Annotated in this window: 20 protein-coding genes; 10 read left to right on the forward strand and 10 right to left on the reverse strand. The window is 65.8% G+C overall.

The features are described 5' to 3' along the window. Nucleotides 1-116: 116 nt before the first annotated feature. Both J1M86_RS12465 and J1M86_RS12470 read left to right on the forward strand, forming a co-directional pair. Nucleotides 117-1,022: an acyl-ACP desaturase gene (locus J1M86_RS12465; protein ID WP_075837305.1), complete on the forward strand. Its 906-nt coding sequence runs from the start codon at nt 117-119 to the stop codon at nt 1,020-1,022. A gap of 205 nt (nt 1,023-1,227) precedes the next feature. Then, entirely contained in the window at nt 1,228-2,100 is an 873-nt protein-coding gene (locus J1M86_RS12470) for a universal stress protein (protein ID WP_206510116.1), read from the forward strand. Here J1M86_RS12470 and J1M86_RS12475 read toward each other — a convergent pair. The 3 genes from J1M86_RS12475 to J1M86_RS12485 form a co-directional block, all read right to left on the reverse strand. Further along, entirely contained in the window at nt 2,097-2,423 is a 327-nt protein-coding gene (locus J1M86_RS12475) for a cupin domain-containing protein (RefSeq protein ID WP_075837304.1), read from the reverse strand. The genes J1M86_RS12470 and J1M86_RS12475 overlap by 4 nt on opposite strands. Before the next feature lie 61 nt (nt 2,424-2,484). Then, entirely contained in the window at nt 2,485-2,991 is a 507-nt protein-coding gene (locus tag J1M86_RS12480) for a dihydrofolate reductase (RefSeq protein ID WP_206510117.1), read from the reverse strand. Next, nucleotides 2,988-3,785 carry a thymidylate synthase gene (locus J1M86_RS12485; protein WP_075837302.1) on the reverse strand — a complete coding sequence of 266 codons (798 nt, stop codon included), beginning with the start codon at nt 3,783-3,785 and terminating at the stop codon, nt 2,988-2,990. The genes J1M86_RS12480 and J1M86_RS12485 overlap by 4 nt, the downstream gene beginning before the upstream one ends. 58 nt (nt 3,786-3,843) lie before the next feature. Here J1M86_RS12485 and J1M86_RS12490 point away from each other — a divergent pair, with 58 nt between their 5' ends. Then, nucleotides 3,844-4,710, forward strand: a complete 867-nt coding sequence (locus tag J1M86_RS12490; protein ID WP_206510118.1) for an Fpg/Nei family DNA glycosylase — start codon at nt 3,844-3,846, stop codon at nt 4,708-4,710. On the opposite strand, the gene J1M86_RS12495 is transcribed toward J1M86_RS12490, so the two are convergent. Next, entirely contained in the window at nt 4,703-6,247 is a 1,545-nt protein-coding gene (locus tag J1M86_RS12495; protein WP_206510119.1) for a carboxylesterase/lipase family protein, read from the reverse strand. The two genes, J1M86_RS12490 and J1M86_RS12495, sit on opposite strands and share 8 nt — an antisense overlap. Before the next feature lie 128 nt (nt 6,248-6,375). Between J1M86_RS12495 and J1M86_RS12500 the strand changes: the two genes are divergently transcribed. From J1M86_RS12500 to J1M86_RS12510, 3 genes are read left to right on the forward strand one after another with little or no spacing between them, the layout of a single operon-like run. After that, entirely contained in the window at nt 6,376-7,566 is a 1,191-nt protein-coding gene (locus tag J1M86_RS12500; protein WP_206510120.1) for a CaiB/BaiF CoA-transferase family protein, read from the forward strand. After that, complete coding sequence (locus tag J1M86_RS12505; RefSeq protein ID WP_206510121.1) at nt 7,563-8,489, forward strand: hydroxymethylglutaryl-CoA lyase; 927 nt, start codon at nt 7,563-7,565, stop codon at nt 8,487-8,489. The genes J1M86_RS12500 and J1M86_RS12505 overlap by 4 nt, the downstream gene beginning before the upstream one ends. Then, nucleotides 8,486-9,451: a D-glycerate dehydrogenase gene (locus J1M86_RS12510; protein WP_307786624.1), complete on the forward strand. Its 966-nt coding sequence runs from the start codon at nt 8,486-8,488 to the stop codon at nt 9,449-9,451. Before J1M86_RS12505 ends, J1M86_RS12510 begins: the two co-directional genes overlap by 4 nt. Nucleotides 9,452-9,456: 5 nt before the next feature. Here the strand turns inward: J1M86_RS12510 and J1M86_RS12515 are convergent, their stop codons facing one another. Further along, on the reverse strand, nt 9,457-10,893 hold the full coding sequence (locus J1M86_RS12515) for an NAD(P)/FAD-dependent oxidoreductase (protein WP_206510123.1): 1,437 nt from the start codon (nt 10,891-10,893) through the stop codon (nt 9,457-9,459). 29 nt (nt 10,894-10,922) lie between these two features. Between J1M86_RS12515 and J1M86_RS12520 the strand changes: the two genes are divergently transcribed. Continuing rightward, on the forward strand, nt 10,923-11,681 hold the full coding sequence (locus tag J1M86_RS12520; RefSeq protein WP_206510124.1) for an SDR family oxidoreductase: 759 nt from the start codon (nt 10,923-10,925) through the stop codon (nt 11,679-11,681). Nucleotides 11,682-11,689: 8 nt separating this feature from the next. On the opposite strand, the gene J1M86_RS12525 is transcribed toward J1M86_RS12520, so the two are convergent. Both J1M86_RS12525 and J1M86_RS12530 read right to left on the reverse strand, forming a co-directional pair. Continuing rightward, complete coding sequence (locus tag J1M86_RS12525) at nt 11,690-12,925, reverse strand: hypothetical protein (RefSeq protein WP_206510125.1); 1,236 nt, start codon at nt 12,923-12,925, stop codon at nt 11,690-11,692. Further along, the gene (locus tag J1M86_RS12530) at nt 12,922-13,686 is read right to left on the reverse strand and encodes a crotonase/enoyl-CoA hydratase family protein (RefSeq protein WP_206510126.1); all 765 of its coding nucleotides are present in this window, start codon (nt 13,684-13,686) and stop codon (nt 12,922-12,924) included. The genes J1M86_RS12525 and J1M86_RS12530 overlap by 4 nt, the downstream gene beginning before the upstream one ends. Nucleotides 13,687-13,746: 60 nt before the next feature. On the opposite strand from J1M86_RS12530, the gene J1M86_RS12535 reads away from it, so the two are divergent. Next, nucleotides 13,747-14,352, forward strand: a complete 606-nt coding sequence (locus J1M86_RS12535) for a TetR/AcrR family transcriptional regulator (RefSeq protein ID WP_206510127.1) — start codon at nt 13,747-13,749, stop codon at nt 14,350-14,352. After that, complete coding sequence (locus J1M86_RS12540) at nt 14,342-15,973, forward strand: acyl-CoA dehydrogenase family protein (RefSeq protein ID WP_206510128.1); 1,632 nt, start codon at nt 14,342-14,344, stop codon at nt 15,971-15,973. The genes J1M86_RS12535 and J1M86_RS12540 overlap by 11 nt, the downstream gene beginning before the upstream one ends. Here the strand turns inward: J1M86_RS12540 and J1M86_RS12545 are convergent. From J1M86_RS12545 to pgi, 3 genes are all read right to left on the reverse strand, one after another. Continuing rightward, complete coding sequence (locus tag J1M86_RS12545; protein WP_206510129.1) at nt 15,970-16,917, reverse strand: type IV toxin-antitoxin system AbiEi family antitoxin domain-containing protein; 948 nt, start codon at nt 16,915-16,917, stop codon at nt 15,970-15,972. The two genes, J1M86_RS12540 and J1M86_RS12545, sit on opposite strands and share 4 nt — an antisense overlap. Before the next feature lie 172 nt (nt 16,918-17,089). Continuing rightward, nucleotides 17,090-18,058 (reverse strand): type IV toxin-antitoxin system AbiEi family antitoxin domain-containing protein, encoded by a 969-nt coding sequence (locus J1M86_RS12550; protein ID WP_206510130.1) that lies wholly within the window; start codon nt 18,056-18,058, stop codon nt 17,090-17,092. A 144-nt stretch (nt 18,059-18,202) separates the two neighbouring features. Further along, nucleotides 18,203-19,852 (reverse strand): glucose-6-phosphate isomerase, encoded by a 1,650-nt coding sequence (gene pgi / locus J1M86_RS12555; protein ID WP_206510131.1) that lies wholly within the window; start codon nt 19,850-19,852, stop codon nt 18,203-18,205. Nucleotides 19,853-19,933: 81 nt separating this feature from the next. Between pgi and J1M86_RS12560 the strand changes: the two genes are divergently transcribed. Further along, on the forward strand, nt 19,934-21,385 hold the full coding sequence (locus J1M86_RS12560; protein WP_206510132.1) for an NAD-dependent succinate-semialdehyde dehydrogenase: 1,452 nt from the start codon (nt 19,934-19,936) through the stop codon (nt 21,383-21,385). Nucleotides 21,386-21,423: the final 38 nt, after the last annotated feature.

A 21,423-nucleotide genomic window follows, 5' to 3' on the forward strand; every position in this document is an offset into this window, starting at 1 on the left:
AATCAGAGCCATCGGCAGGTTGCGACATTGCCTAAACATCTCCCGTTTGTTCTCGTTGCTCTCCTCGGGCGCCTACCTTTCAGAACAGCACACGATCAAACGATGGGGGTGAGACGGTGAACAGCTCGACAAGGCTCGCTCTGCTTCATGAACTCGAACCCGCTATCGAGTCTCTGCTCGCTCGTCACCGAAGCTCCATGCAACCGTGGGCGCCGTCCGATTTTCTCGATTCGGAGCTGCACCGGGGTCAACGTCGACCGGCACTGTCGGAAACCGCGAAGGCCGCACTCGTCACCACGCTGCTCACCCACAACAACACCGCGCGATCGCTCCATGCCATCCGTACTCCGTCTCGTGGCTCGTGGTGGGGCTGGTCGGAGCAGTGGACCGCCGAGAAAGAGCTGCACGCCGACGCGATTCAGCAATACCTCGTGGCCAGTGCAAGTGTGGATCCCGTTGCCCTCGACCGCGCTCGATTCCAGTGCATGACAATAGGTATCGAATCCCCTATGGAGGGTGATCACCTACTGCGCTCCATCGCCCACGCCACCATCGACGTCATGGCGACGATGGCCAGCCACCGCAACACCGCGGTCGAATGCGCCGATCCTGTTGCAGAAGCGCTGCTCGGCCGCATCCTCGCAGACCAGGAGCGGCACGTCTCGTTCTACCGCGATATCGCAGCTGCTGCACTCGAGATCGCTCCCGCCCGGACCGTCAAGGCCATCACCGAGGTCGTCATGAACTTCCGGATGCCCGGCACCGGCCTCGCCGGCTTCGAGCGAAGCGCGATGCTGATCGCGCGCGACGGAATCTACGATCTTCGGTGCCATCTCGACGAGGTCCTACTACCGGCGCTGCGTCAGTGGCGGATTTTCGAGCGCACCGACCTCGGCGTCGGCGAAGCGAGCCGATCGGTGCTGGCTGACTTCCTCGATGACCTCGAGAACCAGGCCACCGCCGCCGAGCAACTCCGGCTACGCGCCCGTGCGCGCGAAGCCGAAACACTTCGAGCGTCCTGACGACGCTCGAACACAATCCCCCGGGGGGTCTGTGGGAAAGTTTCCTTCTCTCCGGTTTCCTCAACGGAACCGGAGAGAAGGAACTTGCACTGTTCATCTCCGGATACAGCCGCCTTGCTCATGCGGCACCCGGCCCGCCACGCTCTCGTCTATCCTGGGCGTAACCCACGGTCGGAGGCACGAAACGTGACGAAGTTCAGCATCGATGTCTGACAACACGATTTCTGAGAACACCATCGTCGTCGGGATCGACGGCTCGGAGTCGGCCGATCGCGCCGTCGTCTGGGCCGCGCAGACTGCCGCCAGTCGATCTCGCCCGTTGCGCATCGTCACCGTCGTCGAACTGCCGACGCACCTGAAAGACGATCAGATCGCAGAATCCAGAGCGATCGCCGGTTCACGCCTGGCTGCCGCCGAAACGCTTGCCCGCGAAGTGGTGACCGAACCGCCGATTTCCGTCACCACCGACGCGCTCGAAGGCAACGCCATCGACGTACTCATCGCCGAGTCAGCGAATGCCGCCATGATCGTGGTGGGTGAGAGTGGCTTGGGAGACACGGTTTCCGGCATGCTGGGTTCGGTCGCCAACGCGCTGTGCGCGCATGCGAACTCGCCGGTGGCTGTGGTCCGAGGCCGCAGCATCGACGGTCGCCCGCCCATGCTGGGGCCCGTCGTCGTCGGGATCGACGGCTCCGAGGCCAATCAGCCTGCCGTCGCTACGGCCTTCGAGGAGGCTTCGCAACGCGGCAATCCACTCGTCGCGGTGCACGTGTGGTCGGACGTGTCGCTGACCCAGCTACCGGCGGTGCCGGATCGATGGGAGGACATCGCCTCGGCGGAGGAGGCAGTGCTCGCTGAATGCCTCGCCGGCTGGCAGGAGAAGTACCCCGATGTCGAGGTGCGACGCGTTCTCGCGCAGGACCGCCCGGTGCGCGTCATCGCGCAGCTGTCCGAGCAGGCCTCGCTGATCGTCGTCGGCAACCGCGGGCGGGGCGGGTTCAAAGGGATGCTGCTCGGTTCGACGAGTTACGCCCTCGTCCACACGGCAGACTGCCCCGTGCTCGTGGTGCGGCGCTAGACCGAGACCGTCAGCAGAAACGCGACGTCCTCGACTGCTTCGACGCTGTGTCGGGCGTCCGGTATGACCAGCAGGTCACCCGCGGAGCCCTTCCAGGACTTCTCGCCACTGATGAGCTTGAGCTGCCCGCTGATGACGAGGACGGTCGACTCGCCGTTCAGGTCGTGCTCGGCCAGGCTGTTGCCCTCGGCCAACGCGACGACGGTCTGGCGGAGGTGACGTTGATGCCCCCCGTAAACGGTCTGTGAGCTTCGGCCACTGGACGCGCCCACGGCAAGCTTGAGCTGTTGTCGGGCAAGGGCGGTGAGTGACTTCTTGTCCATGTGATCAGTATGACTTACCGGGCCGTCCGCGCAGCGCAGTCTTACCGAAAGTTCGTGTACATCAACTAGGTTGGTAAGCCTTGCCGTACACGGTGAAGCGGTAGCGCGTACCGTCCTTGCGGCTGCTCTGCCACTCGCCGGTCGACGCGTGCCAGCCGTCGGGAATCTCCGGGGCAAGCGTGTCGCCGTCGACCACGATGTCGATCTCGCTCACGTGCAGCTCGGTGGCCAACGGCATTGCTGCGCGGTAGATTTCACCGCCACCCATCACCCAGGCAGTATCACCGTCGACCAGCTCGAGGGCCTCCTCGATACCGGCCGCGGCGATGGCGCCCGCTGCCTGCCAATTCGGGTCCCGCGTCACGACGATGTTGAACCGACCGGGCAGCGGCCGAAACCTAGCCGGCAGCGAGTCCCACGTCCTGCGACCCATGATGACCGGGTGGTCGGCAGTGATGCTCTTGAAATGCGCCATGTCCTCGGGGACGTGCCACGGGATGGCGTTGCCGTCACCGATCACTCCGCCCGAAGCCTGCGCCCAGATCAACGCGATGCGGGTGGGGCTCATACTGCGACCGGGGCCTTGATCGCCGGGTGGTGTCGGTAGTCGACGATCTCGATGTCCTCGAACTCGTAGTCGAAGATCGAATCTCGACGACCCAACTTCAACTCGGGATACGGATACGGTTCCCGGCTGAGCTGCTCGCTCACCTGCTCACGGTGATTGTCGTAGATGTGGCAATCCCCGCCGGTCCAGATGAAATCTCCGACACCCAGACCGGTCTGCGCGGCGACCATATGCGTGAGCAGTGCGTAGCTCGCGATGTTGAACGGCACCCCGAGGAACAGGTCTGCGCTGCGCTGATACAGCTGGCAGGACAGTTTCCCGTCGGCGACGTAGAACTGGAAGAACGCATGGCAGGGCGGCAGCGCCATCTGCGGAATCTCACCGACGTTCCACGACGAGACGATCATTCGTCGGGAATCGGGGTTGGTGCGGATGGTATCGATGACCTGCGAGATCTGATCGATGTGCTCGCCGGAGGGTGTCGGCCACGACCGCCACTGGACGCCGTACACGGGTCCGAGTTCACCGTCGGGCGCCGCCCACTCGTCCCAGATACTGACGCCGCGCTCCTGCAGCCACTTCGCGTTCGATTCGCCCCGGAGAAACCACAGCAACTCGTAGACGATGGACTTGAGATGCACCTTCTTGGTGGTGATCAGCGGAAAGCCGTCGGCGAGGTCGAAGCGCATCTGGTGGCCGAAGATGCTGGTCGTTCCCGTGCCAGTACGGTCCGATTTCGCGGTACCGGTGTCGAGAACGTGACGGAGCAGGTCCTCGTACGGGGTTGAAACCATCCGACGAGTCTATGCGTTGGTCTCGGTTTACGGCGCACAGAGGCCGCATAATGGGCTTATGCCCGAGCTACCCGAGGTCGAAGCGCTCGCGGGGTTCCTGCGTGAGCACGCCGTCGGCGCTGTGATCGGCCGGATCGACATCGCTGCACTGAGCGTGCTCAAGACTTTCGACCCGCCGTTGACCGAGCTGCAGGGCCGCGACGTCACCGGGGCCGCGCGTTTCGGCAAGCATTTGGCGCTGCAGGCCGGTGAGCTGTGGCTCGTCACGCATCTCTCGCGCGCAGGATGGTTGCGTTGGGTCGACGCGCCGTCGCCCACGCCACCGAAACCGGGCAAGGGCCCGCTGGCGCTCCGCATTCATTTCTTCACGCCGGAGGGGCTCACGCCGGCCGTCGACCTCACCGAAGCCGGCACCAAGAAGCGCCTCGCGGTGTGGGTGGTGCGTGATCCGCAGCAGGTGCCGAGCATCGCGAAGCTCGGGCCCGACGCGCTCGCCGTCACCGAGCCGGAGTTCGCGGAGATACTCGGCGGCACCAGCGCCCGGCTCAAGACATCACTGGTCGATCAGTCCCTCATCGCCGGCATCGGCAATGCATACTCGGACGAGATTCTGCATGTGGCGAAGTTGTCGCCGTTCGCGGCGTCGAACAAACTCGATGCCGCTACCGTCGCGGTCCTCTACCGGGCGATGCGCGATGTACTCGCGGGCGCCGTCTCCCGTTCCGAGGGGCAAGACGCCGCGCGCCTGAAAGGGGAGAAGCGTTCGGGGATGCGCGTGCACGCCAGGACGGGGCTGCCCTGCCCGGTGTGCGGTGACCCGGTTCGCGAGGTGTCCTACGCCGAACGCTCCTTTCAGTACTGCGCGACATGTCAGACGGGCGGCAAGATCCTCGCCGACCGCCGCATGTCGCGTCTGCTCAGGTAGTGGAGGGCTCGGTCTTCTGGCTTGCGTAGCCGCGGTAGCCCTCCCACGCTTGACGACGGTCGCGCCTGGGGTCGCGCTGGACCCGGGTCCGCGCGTCGAAGATCATCGTCGAGCGTGTCGCTTCGTCGTATGTCGGCCAGTGGTCCGTCGGCGCGCCCGTGCGTGCGAAGTGCAGCCAGTTCGATTGCACCTGCTCGGTGACGTGGGCAAACGCTGCGCGTCCACCGGGGACGGTCATGAGCTTGCCGAATGCCGTCTCGTTGATCCCGAAGACCGCGAAGAGCTCGAAACCGTGGGTTGCGTGCAGGCCGAGCCACTTCATCACCCGGGGTGCGAAGTCGAACCGGTAGCTGAATGTCGGGGCCCGACGCGAGTGCGCCTCGGCGAGTTCGAGTGAGGGCTTCCAGAAGGTGAAGTCGCCGCCGACGTCGATGGCTGCCGACTCTCCCGGATAGCCGGGGTACGCCTCGACCACGCGGTCTTTCGCGTCCGGGTCCGTCAGCGAGAACATCTTGTCGATCCGCTCGGGATTGGTGGGCAGGGCATCGAGAATCTTGGGGAACAGCGTGCCCTCGCGGCTGTTGGTGCCGATGATCAGGGGAACTTGATGAGCAGAGCCGGCATGGCAGGCATCGAGCGGGTTCTCCGGCAGGAAGTCCCCGTCGATGACGGGACCGAAGGGGTGCAGTCCCGGCGTCCGGTTCAACACGGTGAACGCAAGCTTGGTGCCGGCGCGGCCGAGGCTGGTGACGTCGGCCGAATCGAGAGCCTGCGCGGCATTGTCGCCATTGCCGAGAAATCCGACGAACTCGCGCGCCCATTCCGTGGCCCGCTCCTTGGTGGCGACGAGCCCGGGGGCAGAGCTTTCCGCAATGGCGCGGTGGAAGAGGCCCTGCGCCGCGGGGGTTACCAGCAGTGTGGTGACGGCGTTGCCGCCGGCGGATTCGCCGAAGATCGTCACGTTCTCGGGATCGCCACCGAACTGGGCGATGTTGCGCTGCACCCACTCGAGCGCGGCCACCTGGTCACGCAGCCCGAGATTGGCGTCGAACTGCCTGGCCTCGGTGGAGAACTGCGACAGGTCGAGGTAGCCGAGCACGCCGAGGCGGTAGTTCAAGGAGACGTAGACGATGCCCTCGCTGTCCTCTAGCGACCGTCGCACCAGCGAACCGCCGCCGTACAGCGGCGTCGCGGAGGTGCCGAGGGTGTAGGCGCCGCCGTGGATGAACACCATGACCGGGCGAGGAGCCCCGCTCGGGCGGCTCGGCGCGAGCACGTTGAGGGTCAGGCAGTCCTCGCTCGACGGCTGATACTTGCCGGGCGAGAGCATCGTGCCCTTCTTGTGTTGAACGGAGGCGTTGCCCCACTCGGTAGCGTCGCGGACCCCCTGCCAGGGTTCGACGGGAGCCGGCGCGCGCAGGCGCAGCGGACCGACAGGTGGGGCGGCGTACGGGATTCCTCGCCACGTGAGCAGATCCCCGACGGGCTTGCCTTGGACGACGCCGTCCGATGTGGTCACCCTGGTGTTGGCAGACATGAAATCGAGTGTACAAACTGCTACTTACCGATGGGTAGCTTTCGGTCCGTATTGCTCTCCCGGTGAAGCTGACTCGGCCTAAGTGGGGTGTGAACTAGGTTGTGAGGTGGCCACCGAAAGGAACCCTCATGTCCGGCAATGCACTACCTCTCGACGGCGTGCGAGTGCTCGAACTCGGGAACTACATCGCCGCGCCGACGGCCGCACGCATGCTCGCCGACTTCGGTGCCGAGGTCATCAAGGTCGAACGGCCCGGCACCGGCGACGAACTACGCAACTGGCGCCTCTACTCCGGAACCACCTCGATGCTGTATCGAACGATCAACCGGAACAAGAAGTCGATCGTGCTGGACCTGCGCACCGAACAGGGCCGTGCAGACGTCGTCGAACTTGCCGCCAAATGCGACATCGTGCTCGAGAACTTCCGTCCCGGCACGCTCGAGAAGTGGGGCCTCTCGCCCGAGGTGCTCAGCGAGAAGAACCCCGATCTCATCATCACCAGGATCTCCGCGTTCGGGCAGACCGGCCCCATGTCGCAGCGGCCGGGGTTTGCGGCGGTGGCCGAGGCCTACGGCGGGTTCCGCAATCTCGTCGGCGACCCGGATCGGCCGCCAGTGCGTGTCGGGGTATCCATCGGTGACTCCATCGCCGGCCTGTACGCGGCATTCGGATGCGTCATGGCGCTGTTCCAGCGCCAGGCGTCGACGTCGACGCTTTCCCTCACCCAACGATCCATCGACGTCGCACTCAACGAGTCGATCCTGTCGATGATGGAGTCGCTCATCCCGGATTACCTCGCTTACGGCGTCGAACGGGAGCGGGTCGGGGGACGCATGGAAGGGATCGCGCCCTCGAACGCCTACCCGTGCAACGACGGTTATTCGATCATCATCGCCGGCAACAACGACGCGATCTTCCAGCGGTACATGGAGACGATCGGCCGCCCCGATCTCGGCGGAGATCCGGAACTGGCCTCCAACGCCGGGCGATGGAGCAGGCGCGAGGAACTCGACGCCGCGATCTCGGCCTGGACCGCGCTGCACAGCCGCGACGAGGCGCTGCGCATTCTCGAGAAAGCCGAAGTGCCGTCGGGGCCCATCTACACCGCGGCGGATGTCGTCGCCGATGAACAGTACAAGGCGCGCAACATGATTCAGACGTTCCCCGTGGATATCGGTGAAGCGGAACCAGCGGACGTGGGTTTCGTCGGTGTGGTTCCGGTGATCGGCGGGCAGTCGGTGCCCATCCGCTCGGTCGGCCCGGATCTCGGTGAACACACGGCGGAAGTCCTGCGGGACCTGTTGGGAAGGGGCGAGTGATGTACAGATACGAACCACAGGCCCGGTTGCGTGATGTGACGCTGCGTGACGGACTCCAGCTGACCGGCAAACTGCTCGGGACCGAGCGCAAGCTCGAGATCATCAGGAAACTGCTGTCACTCGGAGTGCCCGAGCTCGAAATCGGTTCCATGGCAAGGCCGGACAAGGTGCCGCCGATGGCGAACACGCTCGAGGTCATCGCCGAACTCACCGAGGACGAACTCGCCAGCAGCTGGGTCTGGGTGGCCACACCCCGCCACGTCGAAAAAGCCGCAGCGGCGGGGGCGCGCAACTTTCAGTATTGCTTCTCGGCCTCGGACGCCCACAACGAGGCCAACATCGGCCGCACCACCGAGGCTTCGCTGGCCGCGATGCCCGATGCCACCGACATCGCGAGGTCGGTGGGCGGGCAGATCGAGCTCTGCATCGCGACCTCGTTCACCTGCCCCTTCTCCGGCTCGGTTCCCGCGGATCGGATCATCGCCATCGCCCAGGACGACCGCACCGAGGGCGCAACCGACATCGTCATCGCCGACACCCTCGGCCAGGCAGTACCCGCGCAGGTGGCCGCGCTCGTGTCGAGGGTCGCCGCCGAAACACCGAAGCGGCGCATCGTCTTCCACGGTCACGACACCTGGGGGCTCGGCGTCGCCAACACGCTCGCCGCCATTTCTGCCGGTGCGAGCATGGTCGACGGATCGCTCGGTGGGCTCGGCGGGTGCCCCTTCGCTCCCGGCGCCAGCGGCAACACCGCGAGCGAGGACATTCTGTTCGCCACCCGCCCGGATTGGTTCGTGCCCGATACGCTCGCGAGCATGGTCGAACTATCGGAGAAACTCCTCGCAGAGCTCGGCGAGCCCATGCGGTCCAAGACGGTCCAAGGTGCGCGCTCGGGTGCGGCCGCATTCGAGTGGGTCACGTGAAAATACTGGTCACGACGCCGATTCCTGCTCCCGGGATGGACATTCTGGCCGCGGCGGGGGAGGTGGAGGTTCTTGCTGTCGATCACGCCGGACTGAAGGAACGATGTGCATCGGGGGAGTACTCCGTCGTCGTATCGCAGTTACGTGACCGGTTCGACGCCGAGCTGCTCGAATCCGCTCGGATCACAGGCATTTCCAACTACGCCGTCGGCTACGACAACATCGACGTCGCGGCTGCCGCTGCCCGAGGCATCACCGTCGCCAATACCCCTGGTGTGCTGACCGATTCGACTGCCGATATCGCTCTGTTGCTCATCCTGTCGACGGCCAGGCGTGCGATCGAGGCCGATCATTTTGTGCGCTCGGGAGCATTCGTGGGGTGGGAACCGGAGTTGATGCTCGGCACCGACGTATCGGGTCGCGTGCTCGGTCTCGCTGGTTTCGGCCGGATTGCTCGTGCGACGGCTCGGCGCGCACTCGGATTCGGCATGACCGTCAAGTTCTGCCCTCGACCGCCGGGAGACCGCGAGGTCGACGACGCGGAACTCGGCGAGTTCGCCGGCCGCGTCGCGCACGTGTCCTGGGACGAGCTGGTGGCGACGAGCGACTTTCTGTCGCTGCATGTTCCGCTGACCGAGTCCACGTACCACCTCGTCGACGCAGACACTTTTCGGGCGATGAAGAACTCGGCGATCCTGATCAACACAGCCCGCGGCCCGATCGTCGACGAAGCCGAACTGGTCACGGCGCTACGCGAACGCGTCATCGCCGGTGCCGGACTGGACGTCTACGAGAGAGAGCCTGTCCTGGCTCCGGGATTGGCGGGCTTGCCCAACACGGTGTTGCTGCCGCACGTCGGCAGTGCGACGGTGTCGGTGCGCTCGGAGATGGCGCGACTGTGCGCGGAGAACGCCGCGGCCATGGCGTCGGGACTGCGGCCGCTGCATCCGGTCGATCCGTGATTTCGTTATGCCCGTCGAGATTCCAGTAACCGAAGCCAGACTTCGCTGACTGTGGGGTACGACGGCACGGCATGCCACAGGTCATCGAGCGTGACCTTGCCGACGACGGCGATCGTCGCCGCGTGCACGAGTTCGTCCACGCCGGGTCCGACGAAAGTGGCGCCGAGGACGGTGTCCTCAGCGCGGTCGATCACCAACTGCGCCCGACCGGTGAAGTTGTCCTGCTGCAACGAGGACCCGGCGACCGCGATGTCCGCGGCGAGGATGTCCACGTCGAGGCCACCGTCCCTCGCCTGCTTCTCGGTCAGCCCGACGGATGCGACCTGTAGCGGAGTGAAGACCACTTGCGGTACCTGACCGTGATCGGCGCTCGCGGTGAACCGCTTGCCACTCAACGGTTTTCTTTCCGCGCGTGCGGCGATGACATCGCCGGCGACGCGCGCCTGGTACTTGCCCATGTGGGTGAGTGGGGATCGGCCGTTGATGTCGCCCGCCGCGTACAACCATGAGGTGCCGGGCACCTGCAGGTGGTCGTCGGTCACGACGTACCCGCCGTCCTCGAGACCGATCGCCCCGAGCCCCAGGTTTTCGCTTGCTGGGGTGCGGCCTGCCGCCACGAGGATTTCGTCGACGGTGATTTTCCGTTCCCCGACGGTCAGCTCTGCCTCGCCGCCGTGAATGCGGCCGTATCCGGTGTTCCGGGCGTCGGGGCGCGAGACTTGGCGCAGGTCGGCGTCGAACAGAATCCTTGCACCGCGCTCGGTCAGCGCGGTGCCGACGAGCTCGCTCGCGAACGGCTCGGAGGCGGCGAGCAGCCGCGAGCCACGCACGATCATCGTCACCTCGGCGCCGAAGGCCAGCAGCCAGCTGGCTGCCTCGCACGCGACGACGCCACCACCGACGACGGCCACCCGACCGGGAATCTCATGAATGTTGGTGGCGTCGCGGGACGTCCACGGAAGTGCCGCGCGCAGACCCGGCGTGTTCGGAACCGAGGCGGTGGTTCCGGTGGCGAGAACCACCGCATGGCGCGCCGTCAACGTGCGGCCGTCGACATCGACTGTCCTCTCGCCACTGATCCGCCCATGTCCGCGGATCACCGAGATGCCCGCCGTTCTCGCCCAGTCGACCTGTGAGGAATCGTCGAGGGCATGCGTGAACGATTCCCGACGCGCCAGCACGGCGTCGACATCGAGGCCGTGCTGGCCCACGATCTCCTTCACGCCGGGCATGTTTCTCGCGGTCTCGAGAACCTCGCTCGGGCGAAGAAGCGCCTTGCTGGGCATGCACGCCCAGTAGGAACACTCGCCGCCGACGAGTTCGTGCTCGACGATCACGGCGGTGCGGTCACTTCCGGCGATGGCGTAGCTCGCGGCATTCTCGCCGACGGGCCCGCCGCCGATGACGATGACGTCGAATTCCTCGGCAGCTGGATCTGTCATGACTCCAGCGTGACATAGGGTTGTCGGCCATGGGGAAGACGCGAAACAGAATTCTGATCTCCGGCGCAAGTTCCGGTCTGGGGGAGGAGATGGCCAGACGGTTCGCCGCGCAGGGCAAGGATCTCGCGCTGTGCGCGCGGCGCCTCGACCGGCTCGAATCGTTGCGGGAGGAATTGCTGGCAGCCCACCCGGGAATCTCCGTGGCGATCGGCGCGCTCGACGTCACCGATCACGACGCCGTGGTGCGGGTGTTCGGGGAGCTGAAGGACGAACTCGGCGGTCTCGATCGTGTTGTGGTCAACGCCGGACTCGGTAAGGGCGCGAAGATCGGTAGTGGCCGCGCCGACGCCAACCTCGCCACCGCTCGCACCAATTTCATCGGTGCACTGTCCCAGGCCGAAGCGGCCCTCGAGATCTTCCGCGGCCAGAATTACGGGCACCTGGTGCTCGTGTCTTCGATCAGTGCCGACCGCGGGCTACCCGGCCCCAAAGCCGTTTACTCCGCCAGCAAGGCCGGCGTCGCCGCGCTGGGGGAAGCCCTGGCGTCGGAGCTGTCCGGGACCGACATCGTAGTGACGACCCTGCTGCCCGGCTATATCGCAACCGACATGTCCTCGAAGGCCGGGGACGCCAGTGCGCTCACCGCAGACCTCGACGAGGGCGTCACGGCCATGATCACCGCCATCGAGAAGGAACCGCGTCGCGCAGCGCTACCGGGCCTGAAGTGGCAGGGCATCGACCTCGCGCTCCGATTCCTTCCCCATCAGATCACCGACCGCATGGTGTGAGCGGTGCGCTAGCGCCAGGATCGAGCGCCGAGCTCCCTGCGGGCTAGCACCGCGTGCGTGCAATCGCGCAGCACCTCGGAGGAGGCGATCAGGTGGTCGTCGGTACCGACGAGTGAGAGCGTGGACCTGCCGTCCATGCTCGAGATGTACGCCGACAGCGCGGTCACTGTGCGTGCCCTGTCGGAGTGGGGGTGGATCGCTCTGGTCGCCAGAGCGGACGCCGGATGATCGCCGATGCGGCGGATGCTGTTCGGGAGCGGGCCGATATTGGAGCACAGGACACGGGCGGTGCCTGGCGACAGTGTCATCGACGCGGCGATGGCCTCGGGTAGGAGCTGCACCATTTCGGCAGGGAATCCGCTGGGCGCGCCTGCGGGACGTGCGAAGGCGGACTTGCAGGCGCTCTTGATCTCGGCGGGTGAATCGGATTGGGACACTTCGATGGTCGCCATGCCGATACCGTTTGCTCCCGGCGCGCTGGAACGAAACGGCACGTTGACGCTGATCGGGTGGGGCTCGCCGAGTTCGGCGGCGATATCGGCGACGAGTGCGATGAACTCCGGGTTCGAGATGTGCGCATCGATCTCGAAGACCGCTGTACTGATGCGAACGTCGTGCGGTTCGGGTCGGCCTGCGGCGTGCAGGTAGTGCTTCATCTCGCGCCTCGACCGACGGCTGAACGCGAGCCCGGCAGTTGCGCGCAGCGAGGACGCCGCAACACGGGCGGTCAACGACACGGCGTCGCCGAGATCGGATCGCTTTCGCGCTGAAATACGCGGTGGCGCGGCGCCCTCGAAGGCCCGGCCGGCCGCGGCTATCAACCCGCCTGCGTCGGCGAGGGCGTGCGAACACACGAGCGATACGACGGTTCCGCCGGTGTCCACCGGTGCCGCGGAAAGGCGCCAGCCTGGTCCGAACTCGGGATCGATATCGATCTCGCCCTGGCTGTCGGCCCAGTCGAGCAGCCCGGCTTCGGTCAGCGGCCTTTCCTCCAATGCGAGCGGGAGGGCCGCGCTCGAGGTGGTCCACCGTCTACGTGCGCAGGGGATGCGGGGTGTCACGACGCGTCGGCCGAGCCTGCCGTGAGCAAGGTTGGCGTGTACCGCCGACAATTCCACGCGTTCGATGAGGTCGTCGCTGCGCCAGATGCCCTGGAGCACGATCGGGACTCCGAAACCCCGATGCGTACGCAGGAACATCTCGTCGATGACCGACAGTCGGTCGTTTTCCACTGCTCCGCTCACGGAGCCGGCGAACCGTGTCGGCCGGCGCCGGAGGCGAATCGCTGTGCGCCGTCGAGTGCATCGGCGGCAATCGAGATCGCGCCGTGGCGAAACTCGTTGGTGATGGCCGCTTCCTCATCCAAGCCGTCCTGTTCCATGAGGGACAATCGGTCCTCGCGCAGGCAGGTCTGTGGGAGCAACGCAAGCTGAGCAGCGAGTGCCTCGGCCTCCGAGCGTGCTCGACCGACCGGAACCACCCGGTTCGCGAGGCCGATGGCCAAGGCTTCCTCGGCCTCGACCGGTCGGCCCGTCAGGATCAGGTCCATTGCGCGGGAGGCGCCGATCAGCCGTGGTAGTCGAACGGTGCCACCGTCGATCAGTGGGACGCCCCAGCGTCGGCAGAATACACCGAACATGCTGTCCGACTCGATGATTCGCAGATCGCACCAGAGCGCCAGTTCGAGCCCACCCGCGACGGCGTGGCCGGAAATCGCGGCGATCACCGGTTTCGACAATCGCATTCGCGTTGGACCCATCGGGCCGTCGCCGTGCTCGGTCGCATGGTTGGAGCGTTCGGTGCCGAGTGCTTTGAGATCGGCCCCGGAGCAGAACGTGCCGCCTTCACCCCACAGCACCGCAACCGCCGCGTCCTCGTCGGCGTCGAATTCCTCGAACGCCGCGACGAGTTGGGCGGCGGTGGGGCCGTCGACGGCGTTTCTCGACTCGGGTCGTGACAACACGACGGTGGTTACTGCTCCGGTGCGTTCGATCCTGACCGACATACCTGAACGGTACTCGAGGGGGGTTGCGTGAAGCAATGAATCGGTGCTTCACTTCTTGCCATGCCGTACCGCCGCACCTCTGCAGTGCAAGCGCGACTCGACGCCGACCGCGAACGAGTGTTCACCTCGGCGATCGAGGTGCTCTCGCAACGCGGCTACCGCGGCCTGTCCATCGCTACGGTGGCCGCGGCCGCCGGCGTCTCCGCAGGCAGCGTCTACACACACTTCGCGAGCAAGTCCGACCTGGTCGTCGTCATCTTCCGCGAGGTGTGCGGCCGCGAGGTCCGGGCGGTCGCCGACGCCGGGAGCTTCGGTGATGTCGTCGAACGCGTCACCGCCATCGTGGAGACCTTCGCCGGAAGAGCCATGAAGAATCGCACACTGGCCTACGCCCTGCTTGCCGAACCCGTGGACCCGGCCGTCGACGTGGAACGGCTCGTGTTTCGTCGCGCGTTCACCGACGCCATCGCCGGCGCGATCTCGGCGGGTATCGCCTCGGGCGATATACCCGAACAGAACGTCCATGTCACCGCCGCCGGCCTCGTCGGGGCGGTCGGTGAAGTCCTCGTCGGCCCGCTCGGTCCGGAGCGAACCCCGGGAGCCGACGTCGTTCCCGATCTCGTCGCCTTCGCCCTTCGCTCGTTAGGAGTCCGTCATGACCGCTAGCTTTGTGCCCACCCACATCGTGTCCAATCAGGTGCCCGACCTCGTGCCCTACGACACCTCCGAGGATGCGTCGTTGATGGAAGGCCTCCGGCGCGAGGGCGCGGAGTGGGCCGAGGCGGATGTGCGCCGGCTCGGCGTCCGCGCAGGTAGCGTCGAGGCTCAGAACTGGGGGCGCCTTGCCAACGAGTACCCGCCGGTTCTGCGTACTCACGATCGATACGGCAACCGCATCGACGAGGTCGAGTTCCACCCACACTGGCACGACCTGATGTCCGTCGCCGTCGAGAACGGCCTGCACGCGACCCCCTGGCAGTCCGATCGCCCGGGCGAGCACGTCGCCCGCGCCGCGAAGTTCTACGCCTGGGGTCAGGTCGAGGCGGGCCACATGTGCCCGATCTCGATGACGTACGCGGCGGTACCTGCGCTGCGCCACAACTCGGCACTGGCGCAGATGTACGAACCTCTGTTGGCCTCGACCCAGTACGATTTCGGTCTGCGTGTACCGAGCAGCAAACGCGGGCTCATCGCAGGGATGTCGATGACCGAGAAGCAGGGTGGCTCGGACGTGCGGGCGAACACGACGACAGCCACTCCCTCCGCCGACGGCAGCTACTCCATCGTCGGGCACAAGTGGTTCACCTCCGCGCCGATGTCCGATATGTTCCTCACGTTGGCGCAGGCGCCCGGCGGCCTCTCCTGCTTCCTGCTGCCCCGCGTGCTACCTGACGGCACCCGCAATCTCATTGTGCTGCAGCGCCTCAAGGACAAGCTGGGCAACAAGTCCAATGCATCCGGTGAGCTCGAATACCAGGGCGCGACAGGATGGCTCGTCGGCGAGGAGGGACGCGGCGTCCCGACGATCATCGAGATGGTCAACATGACACGCCTCGACTGCGTCATCGGATCCGCCGCCGGGATCAGGAACGCAACCGTGCGCGCTGTCCATCATGCGAGGCACCGGTCGGCGTTCGGCGCAACCCTGGTCGATCAACCGCTGATGCGGAACGTGCTCTCGGACTTGATCATCGAATCGGAGGCCGCAACGACGGTCATGATGCGGCTGGCGGGCGCCACCGACAAGGCCGCTCGAGGCGACGCTCAGGAGACCGAGCTGCGGCGCATTGCGTTGGCCGTGACCAAGTACTGGGTGTGCAAACGCGCGCCGTCGCACGCGGCCGAGGCTCTCGAATGCCTGGGCGGCAACGGATATGCCGAGGAATCCGGCATGCCGCGCCTCTACCGTGAGTCGCCCCTGATGTCGATCTGGGAAGGCTCCGGCAACGTCGCCGCGCTCGACTCGCTGCGCGCGCTGGTGAAGCAACCGGACAGTGTCGAGGCGTACTTCACCGAGGTCGGGCATGCCGCCGGCGCCGATTCACGACTCGACGACGCCGTGTCCCGGTTGGGCAAAGAGCTCGCCGACCGCTCCGACATCGAATACCGCGCCCGACGCGTCGTCGAACTGATGGCGCTCGTGCTGCAGGGTTCGCTGCTCGTGCGGCACGGGGACCCGGCCGTCGCCGACGCCTTCTGCGCGAGCAGGCTCGGCGAGGATTGGGGCGGAGCCTTCGGGACCCTACCGACCGGCGTGGACACAGCGGCGGTGCTGGCCCGAACCTAACCGCGAGCCGCGCTGAACGTCCCCGCCGGAGCGCGCTTGGCGGAAGCGAGCAGGAAAGCTCGGGCGATTCGATCGGTCAACGCACGCGGCGAGGACAAGTCCCGCCAGTTCCACCGCACGACTGTCCAGTCGAGCTCCTGCATGCGATTGTGGCGTCGTCGATCATCGAGGTTCGGCAACACCGGTTCGGCGCCGAACTCACCGCCGCCCTCGAACTCACCGATCACCCCGTGGTCGGGGTAGAGGAACGACGCGCGGCCGATGAGTACGCCATCGTCGTCGTACACCCACTGCCCGACGAGCGGCGGCGGCAACGGCAGAGCATGCAGGTGCAGACGGCTCCGCGACTCACCGGCGCTGTCACTTCCATCGGACATGAGCCCCACCGCCCGCCGAGCTTTCGCGATGCCCGTTCGCGTCCTGGCTCCGGACAGCAATTCGCCGAGCTCGTCCCGATGGGTGAGACCGAGGCGGAGCGCGCAGTCGCCGAGGCACACCGCCGGCACCATGGGCAGCGACCTGGCCAGATCCACCACCGTCCGAGCCGGAGTGGTCACCGGCAAACCGGCCACCTCCATCAGCTCCGTTGGCGGAATCGGTGCCACCCGCAGAATGCGTTGCCTACCCCGTTTACCCGCGTAGGTGCGCGCGACTGTGAACGTGGCCTTGTCCAACGGAAGCTCCCACAGTTGCATACCGTGCAGAACCGCGGCGGAGACATGGCTGAAGACGACACTTCTGCTCGACTCGGCATGAATCGCCCGCGCGAGCACGAGGTGACGAGCACCCGAATCGAGCGTCCGGTACACCTCGGTGCGAACGAAGTACCCCCGCCTGACTGTGTACAACTCGCCATCCGCCCGCGCCCGCCGCAGGTCATCGTCGGTGAAACCGGACGCCAACGCTTCCGACCGAGAGAACATACTGGGCAGTTCGAAGTCCATACTTCCTTGGACGTACCGGAGGGCCGATCGGATCCCTCTTCGGTGTGGCGGAGTCCCAGGTTGCGTCCTTGGCTGCCCCCGGGCTGCTCCCCGGGCTGCTCCCCGGCTGCCCCGGGCTGCGGATTTAACCTCCTATTGTGCGTATTCGGGCGTGCCAGCGCACAACAGGAGGTTAAATCCGCGAACGGTGCGGCGTGCCCTGGGGAAGTGGATCGCCCCGGAAGAACCCGTCCGGCTGCGGGGCACGCGCTCCACGGGCCAGCGCGCGTCGCACGCGGTCCTGCAGAGCTGATGGATCGGCGAGATCGGCCCACCCCCATCGAACGACGATCCATCCCGCATCACGTAACCGATCCTCGCGATACTTTTCGGCCACGAGGTTCTTGCGGACGGCCGCTCCACTCTCGCCGTACTTTCCGGAGCCGTCGAACTCTCCGATGACACCGAGTTCTGCGAACAGGAAGTCCACCCGACCCAGAAACGTTCCGTCGGCGTCGAACACGGATTGGTTGAGCAACGGTACCGGCAAGTTCTGATCCTGCAGTATCAATCGGCTGCGGGATTCGCCGACGCTGTCACTACGGTTCGTCATCGCCTCGACGGCTCGAACCGCTCCGGGTGTACCTGTTCGATACTTGGCAGCGGCCACCGCTTCGGACAGGGCTTTCGCGGTGACCAGCCCGCGTCGCAAGGCCGAGTCGCCCGTGCACACCGCCTGCGTGTGGGTAGCGGTGCGGGCGATATCGACCACGGTCCTCGCAGGCGTGGTCAATGTCAGACCGTCATGCGTGGTGAAATCCGCGGGCGCCAGCCTGGTGCCGTGAACCGTTCGTCGACGAGTGGTCCTGGTCGTGATGGGTCGGCCGGTGGTGAGGTGCACTCGTGCCAGCGGCAGTCCCCACACGTCCATGCCCCAAGCGATGGCTGCGGATACGTGGCTGAGCACGGTGCCGTCGGACATGGCGCGGGCCAACAACAGGTGTTGCTGCGGCGAGTCCAGCGAATGGAAGTAGCGAGCAGTCACGTACGCGCCCGGTCGGACAGCGATCAATTCACCGGAGAGTCGAGCGCGCCGTAACGAACTGTCGGTGAAACCGAGCGTCAACGCTTCGGCGCGGAAGAACAAACCGTCGATGTCCATACCCGATTCGACGCACCGGGAGTCTCTGCGGATCCCTACGCCCGCGAATTCAACCTCCTGTTGTGCGCCTTGGAGCCCTTGGGGCGAACAATAGGAGGTTAAATCGCGTCCGGACCGCATCCGGACGCGTCGCGGGCGGCTCGGCTACTTTGCGCGCCCGCGCTGGTCGCGGTACCAGCGCACGAGTGCGTCCGTGGACGAATCGCTCTGTGCGGCGGGTGCTTCGATATCGGTGAGCACCGGGGTGAGCGTGAGCGCCTGGGTCTTTCCGAGTTCGACGCCCCACTGGTCGAACGGGTCGACACCCCAGATGGCGCCCTCGACGAACACCTGGTGCTCGTACAGCGCGATGAGCTGGCCGACAACCGAGGGTGTCAGCTTCGGCGCGAGGATGGAGGTCGACGGACGGTTGCCCGGCATGACCTTGTGCGGGACGACGTCGGCGGGGGTGCCCTCTGCGGCGATTTCCTGCGCGGTCTTGCCGAATGCGAGGACCTGGGTCTGTGCGAAGTAGTTGCTCATCAGCAGGTCGTGCATGCTGCCGGTGCCGTCGCGGGTGGGGAGATCGTCGGTGGGTTCGGCGAAACCGATGAAGTCGGCGGGGACGAGACGTGTTCCCTGGTGCAGCAATTGGTAGAAGGCGTGCTGACCGTTGGTGCCGGGTTCGCCCCAGAAGATTTCGCCGGTCGAGGTGGTGACCGGGGATCCGTCGGCCTTGACGGACTTGCCGTTCGATTCCATGGTGAGCTGCTGCAGGTACGCCGGGAATCGCGACAGATCGTTCGAGTAGGGCAGTACCGCACGAGTTTCCGCGCCGAAGAAGTTGTTGTACCAGAGCCCGATCATCCCGAGCAGCACCGGTGCGTTCTCCTCGAGCGGCGTCGTGCGGAAGTGCTCGTCGATGGAATGGAACCCGCCGAGGAATTCTCCGAACGCCTCCTTGCCGATCACCGCCATGACGGCCAGGCCGATCGCGGAGTCCACCGAGTAGCGTCCGCCGACCCAGTCCCAGAACCCGAACATGTTGGCGGTGTCGATGCCGAAATCTGAGACCCGTTCGGCGTTGGTGGACACGGCGACGAAATGCTTGGCGACGGCATCCTCGCCCAGGGCGTCGACCAGCCAGCGTCGGGCCGCGGTGGCGTTGGTCAGTGTCTCGAGTGTGCTGAACGTCTTCGAGGCGATGACGAAGAGTGTGGTTTCCGGGACCAGGCCGTCGAGCGCGGCAACCAGATCGGCCGGATCGACGTTGGAGACGAACCGCGCTTCCATATCGGCCGAGGCGTAGTGGCGCAGGGCCTTGTAGACCATGACCGGGCCGAGATCGCTGCCGCCGATACCGATGTTGACGACGGTACGAATCTTCTCACCGGTCGCTCCCAGCCAATCACCGGAACGGACGCGGTCGGTGAATTCGCCCATGCGAGTGAGGACTTCGTGTACGTCGCCGACGATGTTCTGACCGTCGACTTCGAGTGTCGCATCGGCAGGCAGTCGCAGGGCGGTGTGCAGAACAGCACGGTCCTCGGAGGTGTTGATGTGCTCACCGGAGAACATGGCGTCGCGTCGGCCTTCGACGTCGGCGGCGCGTGCGAGGTCGATCAGCAGCGCCACCGTCTCGCTGTCGACGATGTGCTTGCTGTAGTCGATGTGCAGGTCGCCGGCTGCGAGGGTGAAGCTGCTTCCGCGGTCGGAATCCTCGGCGAAGAGATCGCGAAGACTGCGCTCGCTCATCGTGGTGTGATGTGCTTTCAGCTGCTGCCAGGCTTCGCTGCCCGTGATGTCACCGCTCATGATGATCAACCCTAATGTGCGCACCGCGCTCGTGCGCGTCTAACCGTTTGGCGGATCGGGCGCAGGGGCACACTGAGAGGCATGGAGCTCAACGCACTCATCGAATCGATTCCAGCGAAATTGTGGATCGGCGGCCACGCAGTCGACGCCGAGAACGGCGCCACCTTTGCGGTCAACGATCCGGCCACAGGTAAGCCGATAGCGCAGGTCGCCGACGCGAGCCCGGGGGATGCGAAGAAGGCGATGGACGCCGCCGCCGGTGCGCAGAAATCATGGGCGAGGACCCCCGCCCGGGAGCGCAGCGAAATCCTTCGTGCCGCGTTCGAAAAGATCACCGAACGCGCCGAGGACATCGCAGCCCTGATGACGGCCGAGATGGGCAAGGCTCTCGCCGAGTCGAAGGCCGAAGTCAAGTACGGCGCAGAATTCTTCCGTTGGTTCGCCGAGGAAGCGGTCCGCATCGAGGGCCGCTACACCCCGGCGCCTGCAGGCAACGGAAGAATCCTGGTCGGCAAAGTGCCCGTCGGGCCCGTGCTGGCGATCACCCCCTGGAACTTCCCGCTGGCGATGGGAACGCGAAAGATCGGACCGGCTCTCGCGGCCGGCTGCACCATCATCGTCAAGCCTGCGAGCGAAACGCCGTTGACCATGCTCTTCCTGGCGCAGCTTCTCTCGGAGGTCGGCCTGCCGGAGGGCGTGCTCTCGGTGCTGACCACATCCAAGTCGAGTGCGGTCAGCGCGCCGATCCTGGAGGATCCCCGGTTGCGCAAGCTCACCTTCACTGGATCCACCGGTGTGGGCCGCAAGCTCATCGAGCAGTCCGCTGGTGGACTGCTCCGCACCTCGATGGAGCTCGGGGGTAATGCGCCGTTCATCGTGTTCGACGACGCCGATATCGACGCAGCAGTCGACGGCGCCATGCTCGCGAAGATGCGCAACGGCGGCGAGGCATGCACGGCCGCGAACCGCTTCCATGTCGCCAACAGCGTCAAGGAGGAGTTCACCAGCAAGCTCGTCGCGAGAATGCAGGAGATGAAGCTCGGACCCGGAATCGATCCCGATACCAAGCTCGGACCACTGATCAACGCGGATCAGTTGGATACGGTCCAAGAACTGGTCGACGACGCCGTGCAGGCCGGCGCGAAGGTGGCGCTCGGCGGGAGGCCGGCCGGGGGCGACGGCTACTTCTATCCGGCCACGGTGCTGACGGATGTGCCCTCGAACGCACGGATCTTGAAAGAAGAAGTGTTCGGTCCCGTCGCCCCGATCGTCGGGTTCGACACCGAAGAGGAGGGCATCGACGCCGCCAACGACACCGAGTTCGGGCTGGCCTCGTACATCTACACGAAGGGCCTCGACCGGGCGCTACGGGTGGCGGATGCGCTGAACAGCGGGATCGTGGGGGTGAACCGCGGAGTTGTCTCGGACGCGGCGGCACCGTTCGGCGGCGTGAAGGCCTCCGGGTTCGGTCGTGAAGGTGGGACGGAAGGAATCGACGAGTATCTCGAAACCAAGTACATCGCCCTGACCTGACGAGCCCTGACCTGACGAGCTTTGGTTGTGCGTGTCAC

This window comes from Rhodococcus sp. KRD197, assembly GCF_017168235.1.
GTDB lineage: Bacteria > Actinomycetota > Actinomycetes > Mycobacteriales > Mycobacteriaceae > Rhodococcoides.

Coding starts and splice junctions, on each gene's coding strand:
- J1M86_RS12470 (WP_206510116.1), top strand. CDS start 1,228: ATGTCTGACAACACGATTTCTGAGAACACCATCGTCGTCGGGATCGAC.
- J1M86_RS12475 (WP_075837304.1), bottom strand. CDS start 2,423: ATGGACAAGAAGTCACTCACCGCCCTTGCCCGACAACAGCTCAAGCTT.
- pgi (WP_206510131.1), bottom strand. CDS start 19,852: ATGAGCGGTGACATCACGGGCAGCGAAGCCTGGCAGCAGCTGAAAGCA.
- J1M86_RS12535 (WP_206510127.1), top strand. CDS start 13,747: ATGCCGTACCGCCGCACCTCTGCAGTGCAAGCGCGACTCGACGCCGAC.
- J1M86_RS12480 (WP_206510117.1), bottom strand. CDS start 2,991: ATGAGCCCCACCCGCATCGCGTTGATCTGGGCGCAGGCTTCGGGCGGA.
- J1M86_RS12550 (WP_206510130.1), bottom strand. CDS start 18,058: ATGGACATCGACGGTTTGTTCTTCCGCGCCGAAGCGTTGACGCTCGGT.
- J1M86_RS12540 (WP_206510128.1), top strand. CDS start 14,342: ATGACCGCTAGCTTTGTGCCCACCCACATCGTGTCCAATCAGGTGCCC.
- J1M86_RS12500 (WP_206510120.1), top strand. CDS start 6,376: ATGTCCGGCAATGCACTACCTCTCGACGGCGTGCGAGTGCTCGAACTC.
- J1M86_RS12495 (WP_206510119.1), bottom strand. CDS start 6,247: ATGTCTGCCAACACCAGGGTGACCACATCGGACGGCGTCGTCCAAGGC.
- J1M86_RS12560 (WP_206510132.1), top strand. CDS start 19,934: ATGGAGCTCAACGCACTCATCGAATCGATTCCAGCGAAATTGTGGATC.
- J1M86_RS12530 (WP_206510126.1), bottom strand. CDS start 13,686: ATGTCGGTCAGGATCGAACGCACCGGAGCAGTAACCACCGTCGTGTTG.
- J1M86_RS12545 (WP_206510129.1), bottom strand. CDS start 16,917: ATGGACTTCGAACTGCCCAGTATGTTCTCTCGGTCGGAAGCGTTGGCG.
- J1M86_RS12520 (WP_206510124.1), top strand. CDS start 10,923: ATGGGGAAGACGCGAAACAGAATTCTGATCTCCGGCGCAAGTTCCGGT.
- J1M86_RS12485 (WP_075837302.1), bottom strand. CDS start 3,785: ATGGTTTCAACCCCGTACGAGGACCTGCTCCGTCACGTTCTCGACACC.
- J1M86_RS12515 (WP_206510123.1), bottom strand. CDS start 10,893: ATGACAGATCCAGCTGCCGAGGAATTCGACGTCATCGTCATCGGCGGC.
- J1M86_RS12490 (WP_206510118.1), top strand. CDS start 3,844: ATGCCCGAGCTACCCGAGGTCGAAGCGCTCGCGGGGTTCCTGCGTGAG.